We start from the raw sequence: 18,379 nt of genomic DNA, 5'->3' as shown, positions 1-18,379 counted from the left end.
CGAGGAGACACAGTCATGAAAGTCAAGGGCATCCGCTGGTGGATGGTCAGCCTGGTCGCGGCCGGCCTCATCATCAATTATCTTGCGCGCAATACTTTGTCGGTGGCGGCGCCGACGCTGATGAAGGACCTCGACATCACGACCGTGCAGTATTCGCACGTCGTGGTCGCGTGGCAGCTTTGCTATGCCTTCATGCAGCCGGTGGCGGGCTACGTGCTCGACACCGTCGGCACCAAGATCGGTTTCGCGGCGTTCGCGCTGGCGTGGTCGCTGGCCTGCGCGGCGGCGGCATGGTCGACAGGTTGGCGCAGCCTCGCGTTCTTTCGCGGCGTGCTCGGTATCGCCGAAGCCGCCGGCATTCCGGCCGGCGTGAAGGCGACCAGCGAGTGGTTCCCGGCGAAAGAGCGCTCCGTGGCGATCGGCTGGTTCAACATCGGCTCGTCGGTGGGCGCGCTGCTCGCGCCGCCGCTGGTGGTGTGGGCGTTGTTGCACGGGCAATGGCAATGGGCTTTTCTGATCGTCGGCGTGGCGGGTGTCGTGTGGAGCGCAGTGTGGATGCTGCTCTACAAGCATCCGCGCAAGCAGAAACTGCTCGGCGACACCGAACGCGACTACATTCTGAGCGGCCAGGAAGCCAAACATAGCGACGCGGGCGTGGCGCGGCGCAGCTGGAAAAAAATGCTCGGCAGCCGTGATTTCTGGGCGATCGGCATTCCGCGCATTCTGTCCGAGCCGGCATGGCAAACCTTCAACGCGTGGATTCCGCTGTACATGATGACCGAGCGTCACATGAACCTGAAGGAAGTCGCATTGTTCGCGTGGATGCCGTTTCTCGCGGCGGACATCGGTTGCGTGCTCGGCGGCTATCTGAGCCCGCTGTTTCACAAGTACGCGAAGGTCTCGCTGTTCACGTCGCGCAAGCTGGTGTTCGTGGTGGGCGCGCTGTGCATGATCGGACCGGCGTGCGTCGGCCTGGTGGCCAGTCCCTACGCCGCGATTGCGCTGCTGTGCGTGGGCGGCTTCGCTCACCAGACGCTGTCGGGCGCGCTGTATGCCATCACCTCGGACATGTTCGGCAAGAACGAGGTCGCGACGGCGACGGGCATGGGCGGCATGGCGGGTTACCTCGGCGCGGCGGCCTTCACGGCGCTGTTCGGTGTGCTCGTCACACAGGTGGGTTACAGCCCGCTGTTCGTCGTGCTGGCCGTGTTCGACATCATCGCGGCGGTGGTGGTGTGTCTGCTTGCACGAAGCGGCGATCGCACGCCGGAGCCGCGCTGGAGTTCGGCGCCGGCAACCGGTGCGGTGGCGAAGTAATGTAACGCTTGCACGTCAGGCTGGATTCGGTTGATTGAATCCAGCGTGCTGGTCAGAGAAGAAAAAAGCGACGCTACGAGCGTCGCTTTTTTTGTTTCTGTGGGTATGACGCGGGTTGCAAGGAAGTGTGCGCGTTTGCCGGGGGAGGTCTGCGGCGTTGACGCACCGCAGACCCACGAACCGCCGTTTAACCCGTCAACGCGCTGTTGTACGTGACGCCTGCGATAACCACATTGCTCAGAGTGATCGACTTCACGTTGCTGACGAAAACCGGTCCCGGCACGGTCGACGACACCGGACCCGCTGCGATCGGCGTGCCGAGGTTGCAGTTCGAGATGGTGACGCCCGTGATCGGCGAGACCGTAGGCACCGGCAACGGGCCGTTGTAATCGGCGGCCACGGAACCTTGCGCGACGATCGCCTGGAAGCATGAACCGGTCGTCGCCGTAAAGCCCGACGTCAGCGCATAGCTGACGGCGCCCGACGTGTTGGTCGCGTTGACGTTCGAAATGTTGACATTGTTGATCGTCGCCGGATTCCAGCGCACGGCGTCGCCCGACGGGCTGTAATCGCAGTCGAAGGTGATGAGGCCGCCCTGGCCCGTCGACGGATTCGCCGCGAGGCCGACCGTGCCCGTGCCGGCCACCGATCCGGGATACGCGGAGCCCAGGGCGCCGCCGCCATATTTGCCGGTCAGGTTCACACCATTCGGCAGCGTGACGCCGTTGATCCACACGTTGTTGATGAAGCCACCGCGATTCATGTTGGTCTTGAAGCGAAGCGCGATATTCAGCGGATTGCTCGCCCAGTTTTCGTTCTGCATCGTCAGATTGCGGGCGTAGACGTTTTCGACGCCCGCGCTCATTTCGCTGCCGATCGTCAGACCGCCATGACCGCTTTGCATCGTGCAGTTCTGCACGACGATGTTCTGCATCGGACCGTATTGGGTGTCGAGGCACTTGCCGGACTTGATCGCGATGCAGTCGTCGCCGGTATTGAACTGGACGTTCTGCACCAGCACGTAATTGCACGCATCCGGATCGAAGCCGTCGTTGTTCGGACCGATGCTGTCGGCGAACACGCCGTCGATCACGACGTTCGTGCAGTCGGTCGGATGATGCTGCCAGAACGGCGTGTTCTGCGTGTGGTAGTTTTGCAGCAACACGTTCGTGCAGCCGATGAACTCGACCATGCACGGCCGCAGGAAGTGGCCGAGACCGAACACGCGGTCCACGACCGGCACACCCAGTTCCGACAGCGCGGGCAAATAGTTCTGATCCTGATTCCAGCCGGACGCGGTGAGCAGCGTCATCAGCGTGGTGGTCGTGCCGTCCTGATTCGTGAACGACACGTTCGCCTGTGGATTCGTGACCTGCGCGGCGGGCAGGCTCGTCAATGCAGTATTGCCTGCGTACGACGCAGAGTTCGCCGGGTACGAGGTCGCACCGGTGTTCGCGTCCGCCTGCGATACCGGTGCGCCGCCCGACGCGGGCTTCACGTAACCGTATTCGCCGCTCGTGCCCTTGAAGGTCCACCAGCACGACGTCGGCGGCTTCGTGCTCAACTGCATCGGCGTCATCGCCTGGCCGTTGAGCACGCAGGTGTTGTCGTCGGCGGTCAGTGCGATGTTGGTCTGCTGGTACGCGTAGATCGGTGCGCCGAAATTCAGGCAGTCGTTAGCCTGCCAGCGCGACCAGTACAGATTGCCGTTGCTGGTCGGATACGGACCGTTCTTGGCGTAGTCGGCGGGATTCGGGCTGAAATAGATCGTGCAGCCTGACGTGAGGTGGAAGTTCACGTTGCTGAGCAGCACGATCGGGCCGCCGCAATACCAGTTCCCGGCCGGCACGACGACGCGGCCGCCGCCCGCCGCATGCGCGGACTGGATCGCGGCGTTGAACGCGGAACACGAGTCGTAGGCGGTGTCGGTCATGTCGTACGGCACCATCACCGTCGATCCCGGGCTTTGCGGCGACGCTGCGGCCTGCGCGCCCGTCACCCAGGCAATGGTGCCGCCGGGCCATGCGCTCGCCTGAATCAGCGCGGACGACGGAAGCGTTTTCGCGCCATAGCTGGTCACCTGGAAATCGACCGACGGGAACATCGACGTCGTGATCGTGGCGAGCTTGTTGATGATCGTGGTCGCTTCGCCGCCAGGCCCCCAGATCGGATCGACAGCAGCGGTTGGGGTGGACGTCGTGCCCGAGGCCGCCGTCGACGAGTTGAGCGAATTGCCACCGCCGCTGCAGGCGGACAGCGTGCCGAGCAGCGACGCGCCCGCCGATGCGCCGGCGAACATCATCAGGGTTCTGCGTTTGGGGGACTGCGGTTGATCGTTGTCGCGGGTTGTCGTTGCCGGATGGTCGCCGCTGTTTTTATCGTGGATTGCCACGGATGTCTCCTTGCCCCTGGTGGGCGTTGTCGATAATCTTTATTTGCGCAGATGGACAATTCGTAGAAAGGACGATGCCGAGATTAGTCATCCTTAATATTTGTAAGGAAAAGAATGTGCGTGATCGTTTTTATCTGTCGGCGAACAGATGGCTTTAAAACCGCGCAAAAGGCGTCTGCGCTCGCGGCGAGCGTGATGCCGTGGCCATATGAAAGAACGGCGCGACAACGCGCCGTGTGCCGCGTGCGTGCTATTTGTCGAGCGCCTGTCCGATCTCGTGATTGGCGAGCACTTCGAGCGCGCGCACCATCGCCGAGTGGTCCCACGCTTTGCCGCCGTGCGCGACGCATGCGTTGAACAGCGCCTGGCAGGTGGCGGTATTCGGCAGCGACACGCCGAGCGCCTGCGCGGTCGACAGTGCGAGGTTCAAGTCCTTCTGATGCAGTTCGATGCGAAAGCCCGGATCGAACGTGCGCTTCGTCATTCGCTCGCCATGTACTTCGAGAATGCGCGACGACGCGAAACCGCCCATCAGCGCTTCACGCACGCGCGCCGGATCGACACCGGCCTTCGACGCGAGCAGCAGCGCCTCGCCGACCGCTTCGATCGTCGCGGCGACGATCACCTGATTGGCGACCTTGCACACCTGGCCCGCGCCGACCGCGCCGATCAGCGTGACGTTCTTGCCCATCATGTCGAACAGCGGCTTGACGCTGTCGAAGGTCGCGGGTTCGCCGCCGACCATGATCGTCAGCGTGGCTGCTTTTGCGCCGACTTCGCCGCCCGATACCGGCGCGTCGAGATACTCGGCGCCGCGCTCGCGCACGCGGGCAGCGAACTCGCGCGTGGCCATCGGCGAGATCGAACTCATGTCCACGACGACCTGTCCCGCGTGCAATGCGTTAGCCAGACCGTTTTCGCCGAACAGCACGCGCTCGACGTCCGGCGTATCCGGCACCATGATGAAGATCACATCGGCCTGCGCAGCGAGCGCGGCCGGGCTGTCGCATGCAACGGCGCCGGCTGCGACGAGATCGTCGGGCACGCCGCTGCGCGTGAACGCGGCGAGTGCGACGCCGTTCTTCAGAAGGTTGGCGGCCATGGGCTTGCCCATGATGCCGAGTCCGATAAAGCCTGCTTTCTGCATGATCTGCTCCGAAAATGTCATCGTGGCTGCGTGCATGCGCATCGGTCTGCCGCGCATGCTCTTAAAGCCGGGGGCCGGCGTGTCAGGCCGCGCCGGCCGGTTTTTGCATGAAGTGTTTCTGAACCGATTGCGCCGCGCTTTTGAGCATGCCCATATCGGCGCAAACGGCGATTACGCGGCAGCCCATCGACAGATAACGTTCGGCGTCGGCTTGCAGCGGCGCGAGAATGCCGCTCGATTTGCCGGCCGCCTGCGCGCGTTCGAACACGTGCGCGATGGCCCGTTGCACGTCGGGATGATTCGCGTTGCCGAGATGGCCGTAACCCGCCGCGAGATCGGATGGACCGACGAACACGGCGTCGATGCCATCCACCGCGAGAATGTCGTCGATCGCGTCGACGGCTTTGGGGCTTTCGATTTGCACGATCACGCAGATGTTGTCGTTGGCAATGTCGAGGTAGTCGGGAACGGTCCCGAAGCGGTTGCCGCGATGGCTGACCGACACGCCGCGAATACCTTGCGGCGGATAACGCGTCGCGGCGACCGCGCGGGCCGCGTCCTCGGCGCTCTCGACAAACGGCACGAGGAAATTGGACACGCCGCTGTCGAGCAGACGCTTGATGAACACGCTGTCGTTGGCGGGCGGCCGGACGACGGGCGCGCTGGCGCTATCCTTGAGCGACATCAGTTGCGGAATCAGCGTGAGCACGTCGTTCGGCGCGTGCTCGGCGTCGAGAAGTATCCAGTCGAAACCGATGACGCCGAGCAGTTCAGTGACAACGGGGCTGGCGAGCGACGACCAGCAGCCGATCTGGGTTTCGCCGTCGCAAACCGCGCGTCGGAAGCGATTGGGCAAGGCCTGATAGGGCGTGACGGCGGACATGATGTCTCCTCGAACGGCAATGGATCGGGTGAGCTGCTACGACACCGAATTAAAATGTTATAGGTCGTCGTATGTCTTGTTTCAGATTAGCATTGCGGCTTGGGCTTGTAACGGCCACGTAAACCCGAATTCACGGCGTGGCGGGCGTTTGCCGGTTGCGTGACAGGCATCCCTTGTTGTAGGATGACCTATATCTAAAGCGTTTTTTCAAGGAAAGCGAAAATGTTGATTACCGGCGAAATGCTGATCGGCCGCCAGGCAGTGCGCGGCGCGGACCAGCTGTTGCACGCGTTCAATCCGGCCACGGGTGCCGACATCGCCGAGCCGGTTTTTGGCGGCGGCGGCGTCGAGCAGGTCAAACGGGCGTGCGATCTGGCCGAGCAGGCGTTCGACAGTTACCGCTCGCTGCCGCTCACCGTGCGCGCCGAATTTCTCGAACGTATCGCCGACGGCATCACGGCGCTGGGCGACGCGCTGGTCGAGCGCGCGCATCTGGAATCCGGTCTGCCGAAAGCGCGCCTGGAAGGCGAGCGCGGCCGTACCACCGGGCAGTTGAAGCTGTTCGCCCAGGTCGTGCGCGCGGGCCAATGGTTGTCCGCGACGCTCGACTCACCGCTGCCGGAGCGCAAGCCGCTGCCGCGCTCCGATCTGCGTATGCAAAAAATCCCGCTCGGCCCCGTCGCGGTGTTCGGCGCCAGCAACTTTCCGCTCGCGTTTTCGGTAGCGGGCGGCGACACGGCGGCGGCACTCGCAGCCGGCTGTCCGGTGGTCGTGAAAGCACACGGCGCACACCTCGGCACGTCGGAAATGGTCGGCCGTGTGATTCAACGCGTGGCGCAGGAAATGAACCTGCCGGAAGGCGTGTTCTCGCTGGTGATCGGCGCGGGCAACGCAATCGGCGAAGCGCTGGTCGCGCATCCGGCAATCAAGGCCGTCGGCTTCACCGGTTCGCGCGGAGGCGGTCTTGCGCTGATGCGCGTCGCGGCGGCGCGCCCCGAGCCGATTCCGGTCTACGCGGAAATGAGTAGCATCAATCCGGTGTTCCTGTTGTCGAACGCGCTGAACCAGCGTGGCGAAAGCATCGCGCGCGGTTTCGTCGATTCGCTCGTGATGGGCGCAGGTCAGTTCTGCACCAACCCGGGTCTCGCGATCGCCGTCGACAGCGACGCGCTGAAGAGCTTCGTGGCAACCGCATCGCAGGCGCTGGCCGGCAAGCCCGCGCAAACCATGCTGACCGCCGGCATCTGCGCGGCCTACCAGAACGGCGAGAGCAAGCTGGCCGGCATTGAGGGCGTCGAGGAAGTGGCGCGTGGTGTCGAAGCGACCGGTCCGACCCAGGCGCGCGCGGCGCTGTTCGTGACCGACGCGCAGACTTTCCTCGCCACGCCGGCGCTCGAAGACGAAGTGTTCGGCCCGGTGTCGACCATCGTCCGCTGCAAGGACGAGCAGGAAATGCTGGCCGTGGCCAAACACGTCGAAGGTCAACTGACCGCGACGTTGCAAATGGACAGCGCCGACATGGCGACGGCACAGAAGCTGTTGCCGCTGCTCGAGCGCAAGGCGGGCCGGATTCTGGTCAACGGCTATCCGACGGGTGTCGAGGTGTCGCACGCGATGGTTCACGGCGGCCCGTTCCCGGCAACCTCGGACAGCCGTGGCACGTCGGTCGGCACGACCGCGATCGACCGCTTCCTGCGTCCGGTCTGCTATCAGGACTTCCCGGCCGATCTGTTGCCCGAAGCGCTCGCCGACAGCAATCCGCTCGATTTGTGGCGCCGTCGCGATGGTGAAATCACGCGCAGCTGAGCGTGTTGTCTGAGGTGCTAGTCGGATAAAAAATGGCCGGGATGAAAATCCCGGCCATTTTCGTTTGCGCGCCGCGCGAGCGAGCTGTGCGTGAACGCGCCTCAGTTGCTGGTTTCGCTCGCCTCGTTCGCGCGCCGCAGACGTTCGCGGCTGTTCGACAGATGCATGCGCATCGCCGCGCGCGCGCCTTCGGCGTCGTGACGCGAGATCGCTTCGAGAATGCTCTCGTGTTCCAGATTGACCAGCGACAGATACGCGTCCGGTTCCGCGCGCGCGATGCCGGCGGAATCGAGGCGGTTGCGCGGAATCAGCGCGCTGCCCATCTGCGTGAGAATGTCGACGAAGTAGCGGTTGCCCGTGGCGCGCGCCACGGAGATATGGAACTGCAGGTCGGCGTCGACGCTATCCAGTCCGTTGTGACGGGTTGCCTCGATGGCGTCGAGCGCCGTGCGCATGCGCGCGAGGTCTTCCGGCTTGGCGCGTTGCGCGGCCAGCCCGGCGCATTCCGTCTCCAGGCTGATACGCAGTTCCAGAATGGACAGCACGTCGCGCAAGGTGGTGGCCGGCACCATATCGATGCCGAGCTTCTCGCGTTGCGGTTCGAGCACGAAGCTGCCGATGCCGTGACGCGTCTCGATGATCTTGCCGGCCTGCAGGCGCGAGATTGCTTCGCGGATCACGGTGCGGCTCACGCTCAGCGTGACCATGAGTTGCGATTCGGTCGGCAGTTTGTCGCCGGGCTTGAGCGCGTTGGTCGCGATCTGCTCGGTCACGTAACTCACGACGAACTCGGCCAGATTGCGAGCGCGTCGTGGCGGTGCTGCGGAAGCCAGTGGTGTAGCCATCGAAAACGCCCCTTGAATCAGATAGTTGCAGTGACTTTATGCGACTTATTATACCGTCGTCTGACGACTGATTATATAAACGGCAATTCATTTTCGGTACTGCCCGCGCCGACATGGCGGCGCGGTTTGTTTCGCCCGATGTTTCGTGCAACCGGGCTGCGGCGCATGCTGCGCCGGGCGTGCCCGGAAGTACGACAACTGCGGCGGCCGGCGACCTGTGACGGGCAACCGGCTCGCCGCCGTTCAGTCGTGGCGCAGTTCGACGCGCCGGATGTCTTTCACGATCACGAGATAGCTGAAGACGGTGAGCAGGGCATTCACGCCGACGAACACCAGGGCGCCGTTGAACGAGCCGCTCTTCGCCACCAGGTAGCCGATCACGATCGGCGTGACGATGCCGGCCACGTTGCCGAACATGTTGAAGATCGCGCCGGACAGACCGAGCGCTTCTTTCGGCGACGTGTCCGCCACCACGGCCCAGCCGAGCGCGCCGATCCCCTTGCCGAAGAAGGCGAGCGACATGAGCGCGACCACCACCCAGTCGGTGGACACATAATTGCAGCCGATGATGCACACCGACAGCAGCATGCCGCCGACGATCGGCACCTTGCGCGCCACCGTCAGCGAATGACCGCGGCGGATCAGGCCGTCGGACAGGATGCCGCCGAGCACGCCGCCGGAAAAGCCGCAGATCGCAGGCAGCGACGCCACCAGACCCGCTTGCAGGATCGTCATGCCGCGCGCCTGCACGAGGTAGATCGGAAACCACGTCAGGAAGAAGTAGGTCAGCACGTTGATGCAGTACTGCGCCAGATACACGCCGAGCAGCATGCGGTTGGTCAGCAGTTGCCGCACCAGCGACCAGCCGCCGGCGCGCGCGATATCTTCCGTGCGCGCCACTTTCTGATGGCCGCTGATCACGCCGCCGCCCTGTTCGATGTACTCGAGTTCGGCACGCGAGACACCGGGATGGTCGGCGGGATTCTTCATGACCTTGAGCCATGTCAGCGCGAGCAGAAGTCCGGCAACGCCCATCACCAGATACACCGCATGCCAGCCGAAACGGTGCGTGAGCCACGCCATCAGCGGCGTGAAGACGACGGCGGCGAAATATTGCGCCGAATTGAAAATGGCGGAGGCGGTGCCGCGTTCGTTGGTCGGGAACCAGCTCGCCACGACCTTGGCATTGGCCGGAAACGCCGGCGATTCCGCCGCGCCCATCGCGAAGCGCAGCACGAACAGCGCGCTGACGGCCGCGGCGGCGCTGCCGAGCAGACCGATCGTGCTTTGCAGCAGCGTGAACAGCGACCAGAAGAAGATGCTCGCGGCGTACACACGGCGCGCGCCGAAGCGGTCGAGCAGCCAGCCGGCCGGCAATTGCGAGAGCACGTAGGCCCAGCTGAACGCGGAGAAAATGTAGCCCATGCGGATCGCGTCGAAGCCGAACTCGGTGCGCATGGCCGAGCCGGTGACCGAGAGCGTGGCGCGGTCCGCGTAATTGAACGTCGTGATGAGGAAAATAAGCAGCAGGATCGCGTAGCGTACTTTGGTGCGGGCGGCGGTATCTGCGGCAGTACCGGCGGCGTTGGCGGCATTTGCCGTGCGGCTCACGTCCATGGTCATCTCCTGAATCTTATGCGCGGGAATGCGTTCCCGGTCTTTCTGATGCCTGTCCGAAGGGCAGTGCGCTCGCGTGACACGAGTGCGGCTTCTGCCTTCCGCGGAAAAGCGAAAGCGCCCGGCGACGTTGCCGTCCCGGGCGCTCTTTTTTGCGTCGCTGCGCGCGCCATCGGCGCTCGCGCAGCGTCACGGCGCCTCCTGCTTACTGCGAACCGAGCTTCTTGATCAGCACGTCGAGCATGGCCATTTCTTCTTCCGTCAGATCGGTCAGCGGTGCGCGCACCGGACCTGCGCCGTGGCCGACCAGCTTCGCGCCGGCCTTGACGATGCTGACCGCGTAGCCTGCACGGCGGTTGCGGATTTTCAGGTACGGCAGGAAGAATTCGTCGATCAGCTTGCCGACCGTTGCGTGGTCGTCCGCTGCAATCGCGCGGTAGAAGTCCATCGCCGTCTTCGGGATGAAGTTGAACACCGCCGACGAGTACACCGGCACGCCCAGCGCCTTGTAGGCCGCTGCGTAGACTTCAGCGGTCGGCAGGCCGCCGAGGTACGAGAAACGGTCGCCCAGACGGCGGCGGATCGTCACCATGTTTTCGATCTCGCCCACGCCGTCCTTGAAGCCGATCAGGTTCGGGCAGCGCTCGGCCAGACCTTCGAGCATGTCGGCGTTGAGCTTCGAATTCGCGCGGTTGTAGATGATCACGCCCATGTTCGGCACCGACTTGCAGACCTCTTCGGCGTGCGCGGCGATACCTTCCTGGCTGGCTTCGGTCAGGTAATGCGGCATCAGCAGAATGCCGTTCGCTCCGTGGCGCTCGGCTTCCTGCGCGTAGGCGATCGCCACGCGCGTCGGGCCGCCTGCGCCGGCCAGGATCGGTACCTTGCCCTTGCACACTTCCGTCGCGGTGCGGACAACCTTGGAGTAGTCGTCGTGCGTCAGCGAGAAGAACTCACCCGTGCCACCGGCGACGAACAGGGCGGACGCGCCATAAGGAGCCAGCCATTCGAGGCGCTCGGCATAGGTGTCGGCGCGGAAGTCGCCCTTTTCGTCGAAGTCGGTAACGGGAAACGAGAGCAGGCCTTCGGAAACGATCTGCTTGAGTTCTTGCGGTGTCGTCATGATGTGTATCCAGGCGTCGGAAATGAGGTATTGAGTAAGTCAGTCAGTAGAAATGGTGATTTCTTATACGTCATCGTACAACAACAAATCCACGAACTCAACGGAGATTTAACGGCATAATCCCTGTCCTAGGGTAAATACGGAACCTCTGCGTGTTCTGCTGTGTTGTAGGATGACGTATGAATAGTCGGCGCAGTGCGCGTGCCGGCGCCATAAGGATCGATGCAATGGAAAACTCCCCGCTCTATATTCGCGTTCACCCCAACGACAACGTCGCGATCGTCGTCAACGACGGCGGTCTGGGTGAGGGCGCCGTGTTCCCCGATGGTCTGGTGCTGCGCGAGCGCGTGCCGCAAGGTCACAAGGTCGCGCTGGCCGATCTCGCCGAAGGCGACGAAGTGATCCGCTATAACGTAGTGATCGGCTATGCGCTGAAGGCCTTGCCCAAGGGCAGCTGGATCAACGAACACGTGATCCGCATGCCGAGCCCGCCCGGACTCGAAGACCTGCCGATCGCCACCATCAGGGCGCCGGAGATGCCGCCGCTCGAAGGCTTCACGTTCGAGGGTTATCGCAACGCGGACGGCTCGGTCGGCTCGCGCAACATTCTCGCGATCACCACCACGGTCCAGTGCGTGGCCGACGTAGTGCAGCACGCCGTCACGCGTATCAAGGCGGAGTTGCTGCCGAACTACCCGAATGTCGACGATGTCGTGAGCCTCGGTCACACCTACGGTTGCGGTGTCGCGATCGACGCACCCGACGCGATGGTGCCGATCCGCACGGTGCGCAATATCAGTCTGAATCCGAACTTCGGCGGCGAAGTGATGATGGTCAGTCTCGGTTGCGAAAAACTGCAACCCGAGCGCCTGATGCCGCCGGGCACGATTCCGATCGCGGCGGCCGCGAACGTGGCCGAAGTGGCCGACATCGGCGACATCGAAGCGGACCTGAACGGCGACGTCGTGGTGTTGCAGGACGAGTCGCACGTCGGTTTCCAGTCGATGATCGAGTCGATCATGAAGATGGCCGACGGCCATCTGAAGCGCCTGAACAATCGCCGCCGCGAAACCTGCCCGGCTTCCGACCTCGTGATCGGCGTGCAGTGCGGCGGCAGCGACGCCTTCTCGGGTCTCACGGCTAACCCCGCCGTCGGTTTCGCGACCGACCTGCTGGTGCGTGCCGGCGCGACGGTGATGTTCTCCGAAGTGACCGAAGTGCGCGACGGCGTCGATCAACTCACGGCGCGCGCGGCCAATCCGGAGGTCGCGGCGGCGATCATCCGCGAAATGCAGTGGTACGACGATTATCTGAAGCGCGGCGGCGCAGACCGCAGCGCCAACACCACGCCGGGCAACAAGAAGGGCGGCTTGTCGAACATCGTCGAAAAAGCGATGGGCTCGATCATCAAGTCGGGTAACTCCGCCATTTCGGGCGTGCTCTCGCCGGGCGAGAAGGTCAAACAGAAAGGCCTGATCTACGCGGCCACGCCTGCCAGCGATTTCATCTGCGGCACGCTGCAGGTCGCGGCCGGCATCAACCTGCACGTGTTCACGACCGGGCGCGGCACGCCGTACAGTCTCGCCGAAGTGCCGGTCATCAAGGTCGCGACCCGCTCGGATCTGGCACGCCGCTGGCACGACCTGATGGACATCAACGCAGGTACGATTGCAACCGGCTCGGCCAGTATCGAAGACGTCGGCTGGGAACTGTTCCGCCTGATGCTCGACGTGGCCAGCGGCCGCAAACAGACCTGCGCCGAGAAGCTCAAGCTGCACAACGCATTGACGCTGTTCAATCCGGCGCCGGTGACCTGACCGACACACTCGCGCAGACGCAATCACGCAGCACACACAGTAGACAGACAGAGACATGACCGATTCAACGCAGGAACGTCCCGTGACACAGAAACCATTTCGCCGCATTCTGCTGACCGGCGCGGCCGGCAACCTCGGCCGTCAACTGCGCGGACCGCTCGCCGCATGGGCCGACATCGTGCGAGTGAGCGACATCGCGCCGCTGGGCGAGGTGGCGGCGCATGAAGAAGCCGCCGTGGTCGATATCGCGGACGAAGCCGCCGTGCTCGCGCTGCTCGAAGGCGTGGACGCAGTGGTTCACCTGGGCGGCATTTCCGTCGAGGCGCCGTTCGAAGAACTGATCGAGGCGAACATTCGCGGCCTCTACAACCTGTACTCGGCCGCGCAGAAGCAGGGCGTGAAGCGCATCGTGTATGCGAGCTCGAACCATGCGGTCGGTTTTCATCCCACCACGTCGGTGGTCGATATCGACGCGCCGCTGCGTCCGGACAGTCTGTACGGCGTGACCAAATGCTTCGGCGAATCGCTCTCGCGTTTTTATTTCGACCGCTTCGGTCTCGAGACGGTGTGTTTGCGGATCGGCTCGTCGTTCGAGCAGCCGAAAAATCCGCGCATGCTGGTCACGTATCTCAGCTTCCGCGATTTCATCGAACTGGTGCGCTGCTCGCTGTTCACCAATCGCGTCGGCCACGCGATCGTGTATGGCGTGTCGGATAACCGCACGAAGTGGGTGGACAACACCAAGGCCGCGTTCCTCGGCTTCCGTCCGCAAGACAGCTCCGTCGAGTTCGAGCATCTGTTTCCGGTGAGCGCGCCGACCACCAATCTGGACGATCCGACCCAGCACTTCCAGGGCGGTCCGTTCGTGCTGGCCGGCCCGATGGAGCCGAAGCGATGAGCGGCACGGCGAATCCGCGCGTGGAGCGGGTCGAGGCTGCGGGCGAGGCGCCGGCGCAGGTTGGCGAGAGCCCGGTGTGGCGTGTCGCGGAGCAGGCGCTTTACTGGGTGGACATTCCCGCGCAGAAGATCGTGCGGCTGCGGGTCGAATCCGGTGAGCGTTCTGAGTGGCGGTTGCCGGAGCGGGTGGCGTGCATCGCGTTCGACCGTCACGGCACGGTGCTGGCCGGCTGCGAGACCGGGCTTTTCGCCGTCACGTTGCCCGAAGGCGCGCCGCATGGAGAAGTGGTGAGCGTGGCGCCGTCCGGCATCAGGAAACTCGCCGCGCCGTCGTTCCCGTTCGGCGACATGCGCTTCAACGACGGCCGTTGCGACCGTCAGGGCCGCTTCTGGTCCGGCACGATGGTGCAGGACATGAGCGCGGCCAATCCGGCCGGCGCGCTGTATCGCTTCGATGCGCAAGGCGTGCTGTCGGCACCGGTCGTTTCCGGTCTCATCACGCAGAACGGTCTGGGCTGGTCGCCGGATGGCGCCGTCATGTATCTGTCCGACTCGCATCCGCTGCACCGGACCATCTGGGCATTCGACTACGACGTGGAGTCCGGCGAGCCGCACAATCGCCGTGTGTTCGCCGATCTGCACGACTACGTCGGGCGTCCCGACGGCGCGGCGGTGGACGCCGACGGCTGCTACTGGATTTGCGCCAACGACGCCGGCATGCTGCTGCGCTTCACGCCGCAAGGCAAGCTGGACCGGCAGATCGCCGTGCCGGCCGTAAAACCGGCCATGTGCGCGTTCGGCGGACGTGACCTCGACACGCTGTTCGTCACGTCGATCCGGCCGGGCGCGAACGCGACCGGGCACGACGGTCATCTGTTCGCCGTGCGTCCCGGCGTCACCGGTCTCCCCGAGCCGGAATTCGCGGGCGTGCTCTAAGCGCCCCATCTGCATCGGGCGTCGTCCGATTAGTCGTGCGACGCCTGACAAACCTCCCGTTTATTCATCACTCGTCGTACAACAAAGTGGCGAAAATGCCACTTTGCGGTCACGTCCGCTTTTCATCCTCTGCTTGCAACGCCTGAATGACTGCCACGAGATTGTGGCGTCTGGCTTAGGTTTGCGCTTAATTCATGGCCGGAAATAGTTGCGCTGCGACGTTCGCGGTGCGGGTAAATACCGGCTGTACAACTCAAAGCGTGTTTTATAGACTTCGTATGTCGTCGTACAACGTATGAGCCCAAACGAAATGCTTTCGAGATAGCGCGGGCGAGCGGACGAAGAAGGCAACCGGCGCCGCGTTTCTGTTATCGCGCGCGCGGTGAGCCGACGCAATTGAAGTAAAAGAAGTCGAGTTGTCTGACAGGAGTGCTGAGCATCTGTGCCGGGGACATTTGCACGAGCCAGCGCGGCAGAGCGGTCGTGGTCCGCAAGGACGGCGGACGCCGAGCCGGGAGACGCAGCAAAACCATGTCGCATCCGCGAGCGGCCCTCCGCAATCGAATGGATGGTTCAAATTTCAAGGAATGTCACGATGAAAAACAAATTCGCCACTTCCCGTGTTTCGATGATCGTTGCGGCCTCGGTGCTGGCATTCAGCACCGTGTCGGCACAAGCACGCGTGTTCCGCGTCTCGGACGTTCATGGCGACACCTATCCGACCAACATGGCCGTGAAGTTCATGGGTGAGGAGATCAAGAAAGAGACCGGCGGCAAGGATTCGCTGAAGGTCTTCGGCAATAGCGCGCTGGGTTCGGAAAACGAAACGATCGACCAGGTGCGTATCGGCGCGCTCGACATGGCACGTGCCAATGGCGCCGCATTCAACGAGATCGTGCCGGAATCGATGATTCCGTCGCTGCCGTTCCTGTTCCGCGACATCGACCATTTCCGCAAAGTGATGTACGGCCCGGAAGGCCAGAAGATTCTCGACGCCTTCAAGGCCAAGGGCATGATCGCGCTGACGTTCTACGAGAGCGGCGCGCGCTCCATCTACACCAAGAAGCCGATTCACACGCCGGCCGACATGAAGGGCCTCAAGATCCGCGTGCAACCGTCGGATCTGATGGTCGACGAAATCCGCGCAATGGGCGGCACGCCGACGCCGATGCCGTTCGCCGAAGTCTATACGGGCCTGAAGACGGGTCTCGTGGACGCAGCTGAAAACAACCTGCCGTCGTACGAAGAAACCAAGCACTACGAAGTGGCGCCGATCTATTCGGAAACCCAGCATTCGATGACCCCCGAAGTGCTGGTGTTCTCGAAGAAGGTGTGGGACACGCTCACGCCGCAGGAACAGGAAATCATCAAGAAGGCCGCGGCCGATTCCGTGCCTTACTACCAGAAGCTCTGGACCGCGCGCGAAGCCGATGCGAGCAAGACGGTGACGAAGGGTGGCGCAACGATCGTCGCGGCGTCGCAGATCGATCGTGCCGCGTTCGTGAAGGCGATGCAGCCGGTGTGGACCAAGTACGAAAAGACGCCGCAAATGAAGCAGCTGGTCGACGAGATCCAGGCAGTCAAGTAAGTCTGCCGGTCTGAAAGGAGTGTGCGGCAACGGCAACTGGGGCAGGCGGGAAATTCCGCCTGCCCCGGTTGCTGCGCGCTCTCCGGAGTCGTGATGTCGAACAGGATTGCTGAATATCAAGTACAGGTGGGTCGCATGCAAGGATGGGGTCAATGAGATTCATAAAACGCCCAAATGATGTTCTCTTCCGGGCGCTGGTCGTACTGGCGTCGTTGAGTCTCGCCGTGTTGAGCGTGCTGGTGATCTATAGCGTGGTGATGCGCTATGTCTTCAGCGACGCGCCGGATTTCGTCGAACCCATCGCCTTGCTGCTGGTGATCGTGATTGCCATGTTCGGCGCCGCGCTGAAGGTGCGCGAAGGCGGCCATATCGGTCTCGATTCGCTCGTCAAGAAACTGCCGCCCAAAGGCCAGCTGATCGCCGCGGCGTTCCAGCATGTCTGCCTGATCGTGTTTGCCGTCGCGGTGTTCTTCGGTTGCCTGCAAATGGTGGAAGCCACCGCCGACGACCGGATTCCGATCATCGGATTGCCCGAGTCGCTGCGTTACTGCATTCCGGTTATTGCGAGCGTCTGCATTGCCATGTTCTCCATCGAGAACCTGCTGGCGCTTTTTGCACAGAAACAAAACTAGAGCAATCATGGAACTTGCCATCCTCTCCGTCAGTTTCCTCGTCTTTCTCGTTCTCGGCGTTCCAGTTTCTTTTGGGCTCGGGCTGTCGTGCGTCCTGACCTATCTGTATGAAGGTCTGCCGGCGGCGACCGCCATGCAGTCGATGATTTCCGGCATCAACGGCTTCTCGTTTCTCGCCGTGCCGTTCTTCATTCTGTCCGGTGAACTGATGCTGCACGGCGGTATCGCCGATCGCATCCTGCGTTTTGCTCAAGCGGCGGTCGGCCATTTCCGCGGCGGCCTCGGCATGGCCAACGTGGTCGCGTGCACGCTGTTCGGCGGCGTTTCGGGTTCGCCCTCGGCGGATACGTCGGCCATGGGCGGCGTGGTGATTCCCCTGATGAAGCGCGAAGGTTACAGCGCGGCCTACGCGGTGAACGTGACGACGCACTCGTCGCTCGCCGGCGCGCTGATGCCGACTTCGACCAACATGATCATCTATGCATTCGCGGCCCAGGGTATCACCGGCACGCTGAACGGGCATCAGATGAGCGGCGTGTCGATCGGCGATCTGCTGTTCTCGGGTCTGCTGCCGGTTCTGTGGGTGATGGGCTTCGTGCTGATCGCCGCTTACTGGCAAGCGGTCAAGTACGGCTACCCGCGCCGTGCCGACGGCTCGACCGAACTGCAAAAATTCCCCGGCTGGTATGCCGTGGCGCGCGCGTTCGTCGGTGCTTTGCCGGGCCTGATGGTGATCGCGATCATTCTGGTGTGCGTGGCGAAGGGGATTGCGACCGCCACCGAAGCCGCTGCGATTGCCGTGTTCTATTCGCTGGTGCTGACCATCGTCGTGTATCGCTCGATGACGATGAAGAAGCTGTTCCATGCGCTCTCGAAGGCAGCCAAGACGACCGGCGTGGTACTGCTGCTGATCGGCGTGTCGAACATGCTGCGCTACCAGATGGCGTACCTGGAGATTCCCGATGCGATCGAGCACATGCTCGACGGCGCGACCAGCATGCCCTGGCTGATGCTGCTCTACATCAACCTGATCCAGATTTTCCTCGGCACGTTCGTCGACATGGCGGCGCACATCCTCATCACGACGCCGCTGTTTCTGCCGATGGCGATGCACGCCGGTGTCGGCCCGGTTCAGTTCGGCATCATGATCCTGCTGAATTGCGCGCTCGGTCTGGTGCATCCGCCGATCGGTTCGGTGCAGTTCATCGGCTGCGCAATCGGCAATGTCTCGATCGGCGAAACCACCAAGGTGGCGTGGCCGTATTACCTCGCTATTTTCAGTGCCATCAACGTCGTCACGTACGTACCGATGTTTTCCACGTGGCTGCCGAGTCTGATCAATGGACACCCGGTCTTCTGACGAGTGGGTTCGGAGTAAG

Annotated in this window: 14 protein-coding genes; 8 read left to right on the top strand and 6 right to left on the bottom strand. The window is 63.0% G+C overall.

Annotated features, from left to right (window positions below):
- The first annotated feature begins 15 nt into the window (after positions 1–15).
- Positions 16–1,317 carry an MFS transporter gene (locus tag P3T18_RS34120; protein WP_429304388.1) on the top strand — a complete coding sequence of 434 codons (1,302 nt, stop codon included), beginning with the start codon at positions 16–18 and terminating at the stop codon, positions 1,315–1,317.
- Positions 1,318–1,504: 187 nt separating this feature from the next.
- On the opposite strand, the gene P3T18_RS34115 is transcribed toward P3T18_RS34120, so the two are convergent.
- The 3 genes from P3T18_RS34115 to garL form a co-directional block, all read right to left on the bottom strand.
- Positions 1,505–3,619 carry a glycoside hydrolase family 28 protein gene (locus P3T18_RS34115; protein ID WP_429304455.1) on the bottom strand — a complete coding sequence of 705 codons (2,115 nt, stop codon included), beginning with the start codon at positions 3,617–3,619 and terminating at the stop codon, positions 1,505–1,507.
- Positions 3,620–3,959: 340 nt separating this feature from the next.
- Positions 3,960–4,856, bottom strand: a complete 897-nt coding sequence (locus P3T18_RS34110) for a 2-hydroxy-3-oxopropionate reductase (RefSeq protein ID WP_429304454.1) — start codon at positions 4,854–4,856, stop codon at positions 3,960–3,962.
- A gap of 82 nt (positions 4,857–4,938) precedes the next feature.
- Entirely contained in the window at positions 4,939–5,739 is an 801-nt protein-coding gene (gene garL / locus P3T18_RS34105) for a 2-dehydro-3-deoxyglucarate aldolase (RefSeq protein WP_429304387.1), read from the bottom strand.
- A gap of 222 nt (positions 5,740–5,961) precedes the next feature.
- Between garL and P3T18_RS34100 the strand changes: the two genes are divergently transcribed.
- The gene (locus P3T18_RS34100) at positions 5,962–7,545 is read left to right on the top strand and encodes an aldehyde dehydrogenase (NADP(+)) (RefSeq protein ID WP_429304386.1); all 1,584 of its coding nucleotides are present in this window, start codon (positions 5,962–5,964) and stop codon (positions 7,543–7,545) included.
- Positions 7,546–7,646: 101 nt separating this feature from the next.
- Here the strand turns inward: P3T18_RS34100 and P3T18_RS34095 are convergent, their stop codons facing one another.
- From P3T18_RS34095 to kdgD, 3 genes are all read right to left on the bottom strand, one after another.
- Complete coding sequence (locus P3T18_RS34095; RefSeq protein ID WP_429304385.1) at positions 7,647–8,390, bottom strand: FadR/GntR family transcriptional regulator; 744 nt, start codon at positions 8,388–8,390, stop codon at positions 7,647–7,649.
- A 243-nt stretch (positions 8,391–8,633) separates the two neighbouring features.
- Positions 8,634–10,007 (bottom strand): MFS transporter, encoded by a 1,374-nt coding sequence (locus P3T18_RS34090; RefSeq protein ID WP_429304384.1) that lies wholly within the window; start codon positions 10,005–10,007, stop codon positions 8,634–8,636.
- Between the two features lie 205 nt (positions 10,008–10,212).
- On the bottom strand, positions 10,213–11,130 hold the full coding sequence (gene kdgD / locus P3T18_RS34085) for a 5-dehydro-4-deoxyglucarate dehydratase (protein WP_429304383.1): 918 nt from the start codon (positions 11,128–11,130) through the stop codon (positions 10,213–10,215).
- A gap of 227 nt (positions 11,131–11,357) precedes the next feature.
- On the opposite strand from kdgD, the gene garD reads away from it, so the two are divergent.
- The 6 genes from garD to P3T18_RS34055 all read left to right on the top strand — a co-directional run bounded on the left by garD (position 11,358) and on the right by P3T18_RS34055 (position 18,360).
- Positions 11,358–12,947, top strand: a complete 1,590-nt coding sequence (gene garD / locus P3T18_RS34080; RefSeq protein ID WP_429304382.1) for a galactarate dehydratase — start codon at positions 11,358–11,360, stop codon at positions 12,945–12,947.
- Positions 12,948–13,002: 55 nt separating this feature from the next.
- Complete coding sequence (locus P3T18_RS34075) at positions 13,003–13,845, top strand: NAD-dependent epimerase/dehydratase family protein (protein WP_429304381.1); 843 nt, start codon at positions 13,003–13,005, stop codon at positions 13,843–13,845.
- Positions 13,842–14,780 (top strand): SMP-30/gluconolactonase/LRE family protein, encoded by a 939-nt coding sequence (locus tag P3T18_RS34070; protein WP_429304380.1) that lies wholly within the window; start codon positions 13,842–13,844, stop codon positions 14,778–14,780. Before P3T18_RS34075 ends, P3T18_RS34070 begins: the two co-directional genes overlap by 4 nt.
- A 595-nt stretch (positions 14,781–15,375) precedes the next feature.
- The gene (locus tag P3T18_RS34065; protein WP_429304379.1) at positions 15,376–16,368 is read left to right on the top strand and encodes a TRAP transporter substrate-binding protein; all 993 of its coding nucleotides are present in this window, start codon (positions 15,376–15,378) and stop codon (positions 16,366–16,368) included.
- Positions 16,369–16,520: 152 nt separating this feature from the next.
- Positions 16,521–17,000 (top strand): TRAP transporter small permease, encoded by a 480-nt coding sequence (locus P3T18_RS34060; protein ID WP_429304378.1) that lies wholly within the window; start codon positions 16,521–16,523, stop codon positions 16,998–17,000.
- A gap of 7 nt (positions 17,001–17,007) precedes the next feature.
- Positions 17,008–18,360: a TRAP transporter large permease gene (locus tag P3T18_RS34055; RefSeq protein WP_429304377.1), complete on the top strand. Its 1,353-nt coding sequence runs from the start codon at positions 17,008–17,010 to the stop codon at positions 18,358–18,360.
- The last annotated feature ends 19 nt before the right edge of the window (positions 18,361–18,379 follow it).

It is taken from the genome of Paraburkholderia sp. GAS199 (genome assembly GCF_050436585.1).
Classification (GTDB): Bacteria; Pseudomonadota; Gammaproteobacteria; order Burkholderiales; family Burkholderiaceae; genus Paraburkholderia.
This window is presented reverse-complemented; position numbering and strand designations above follow the sequence as displayed.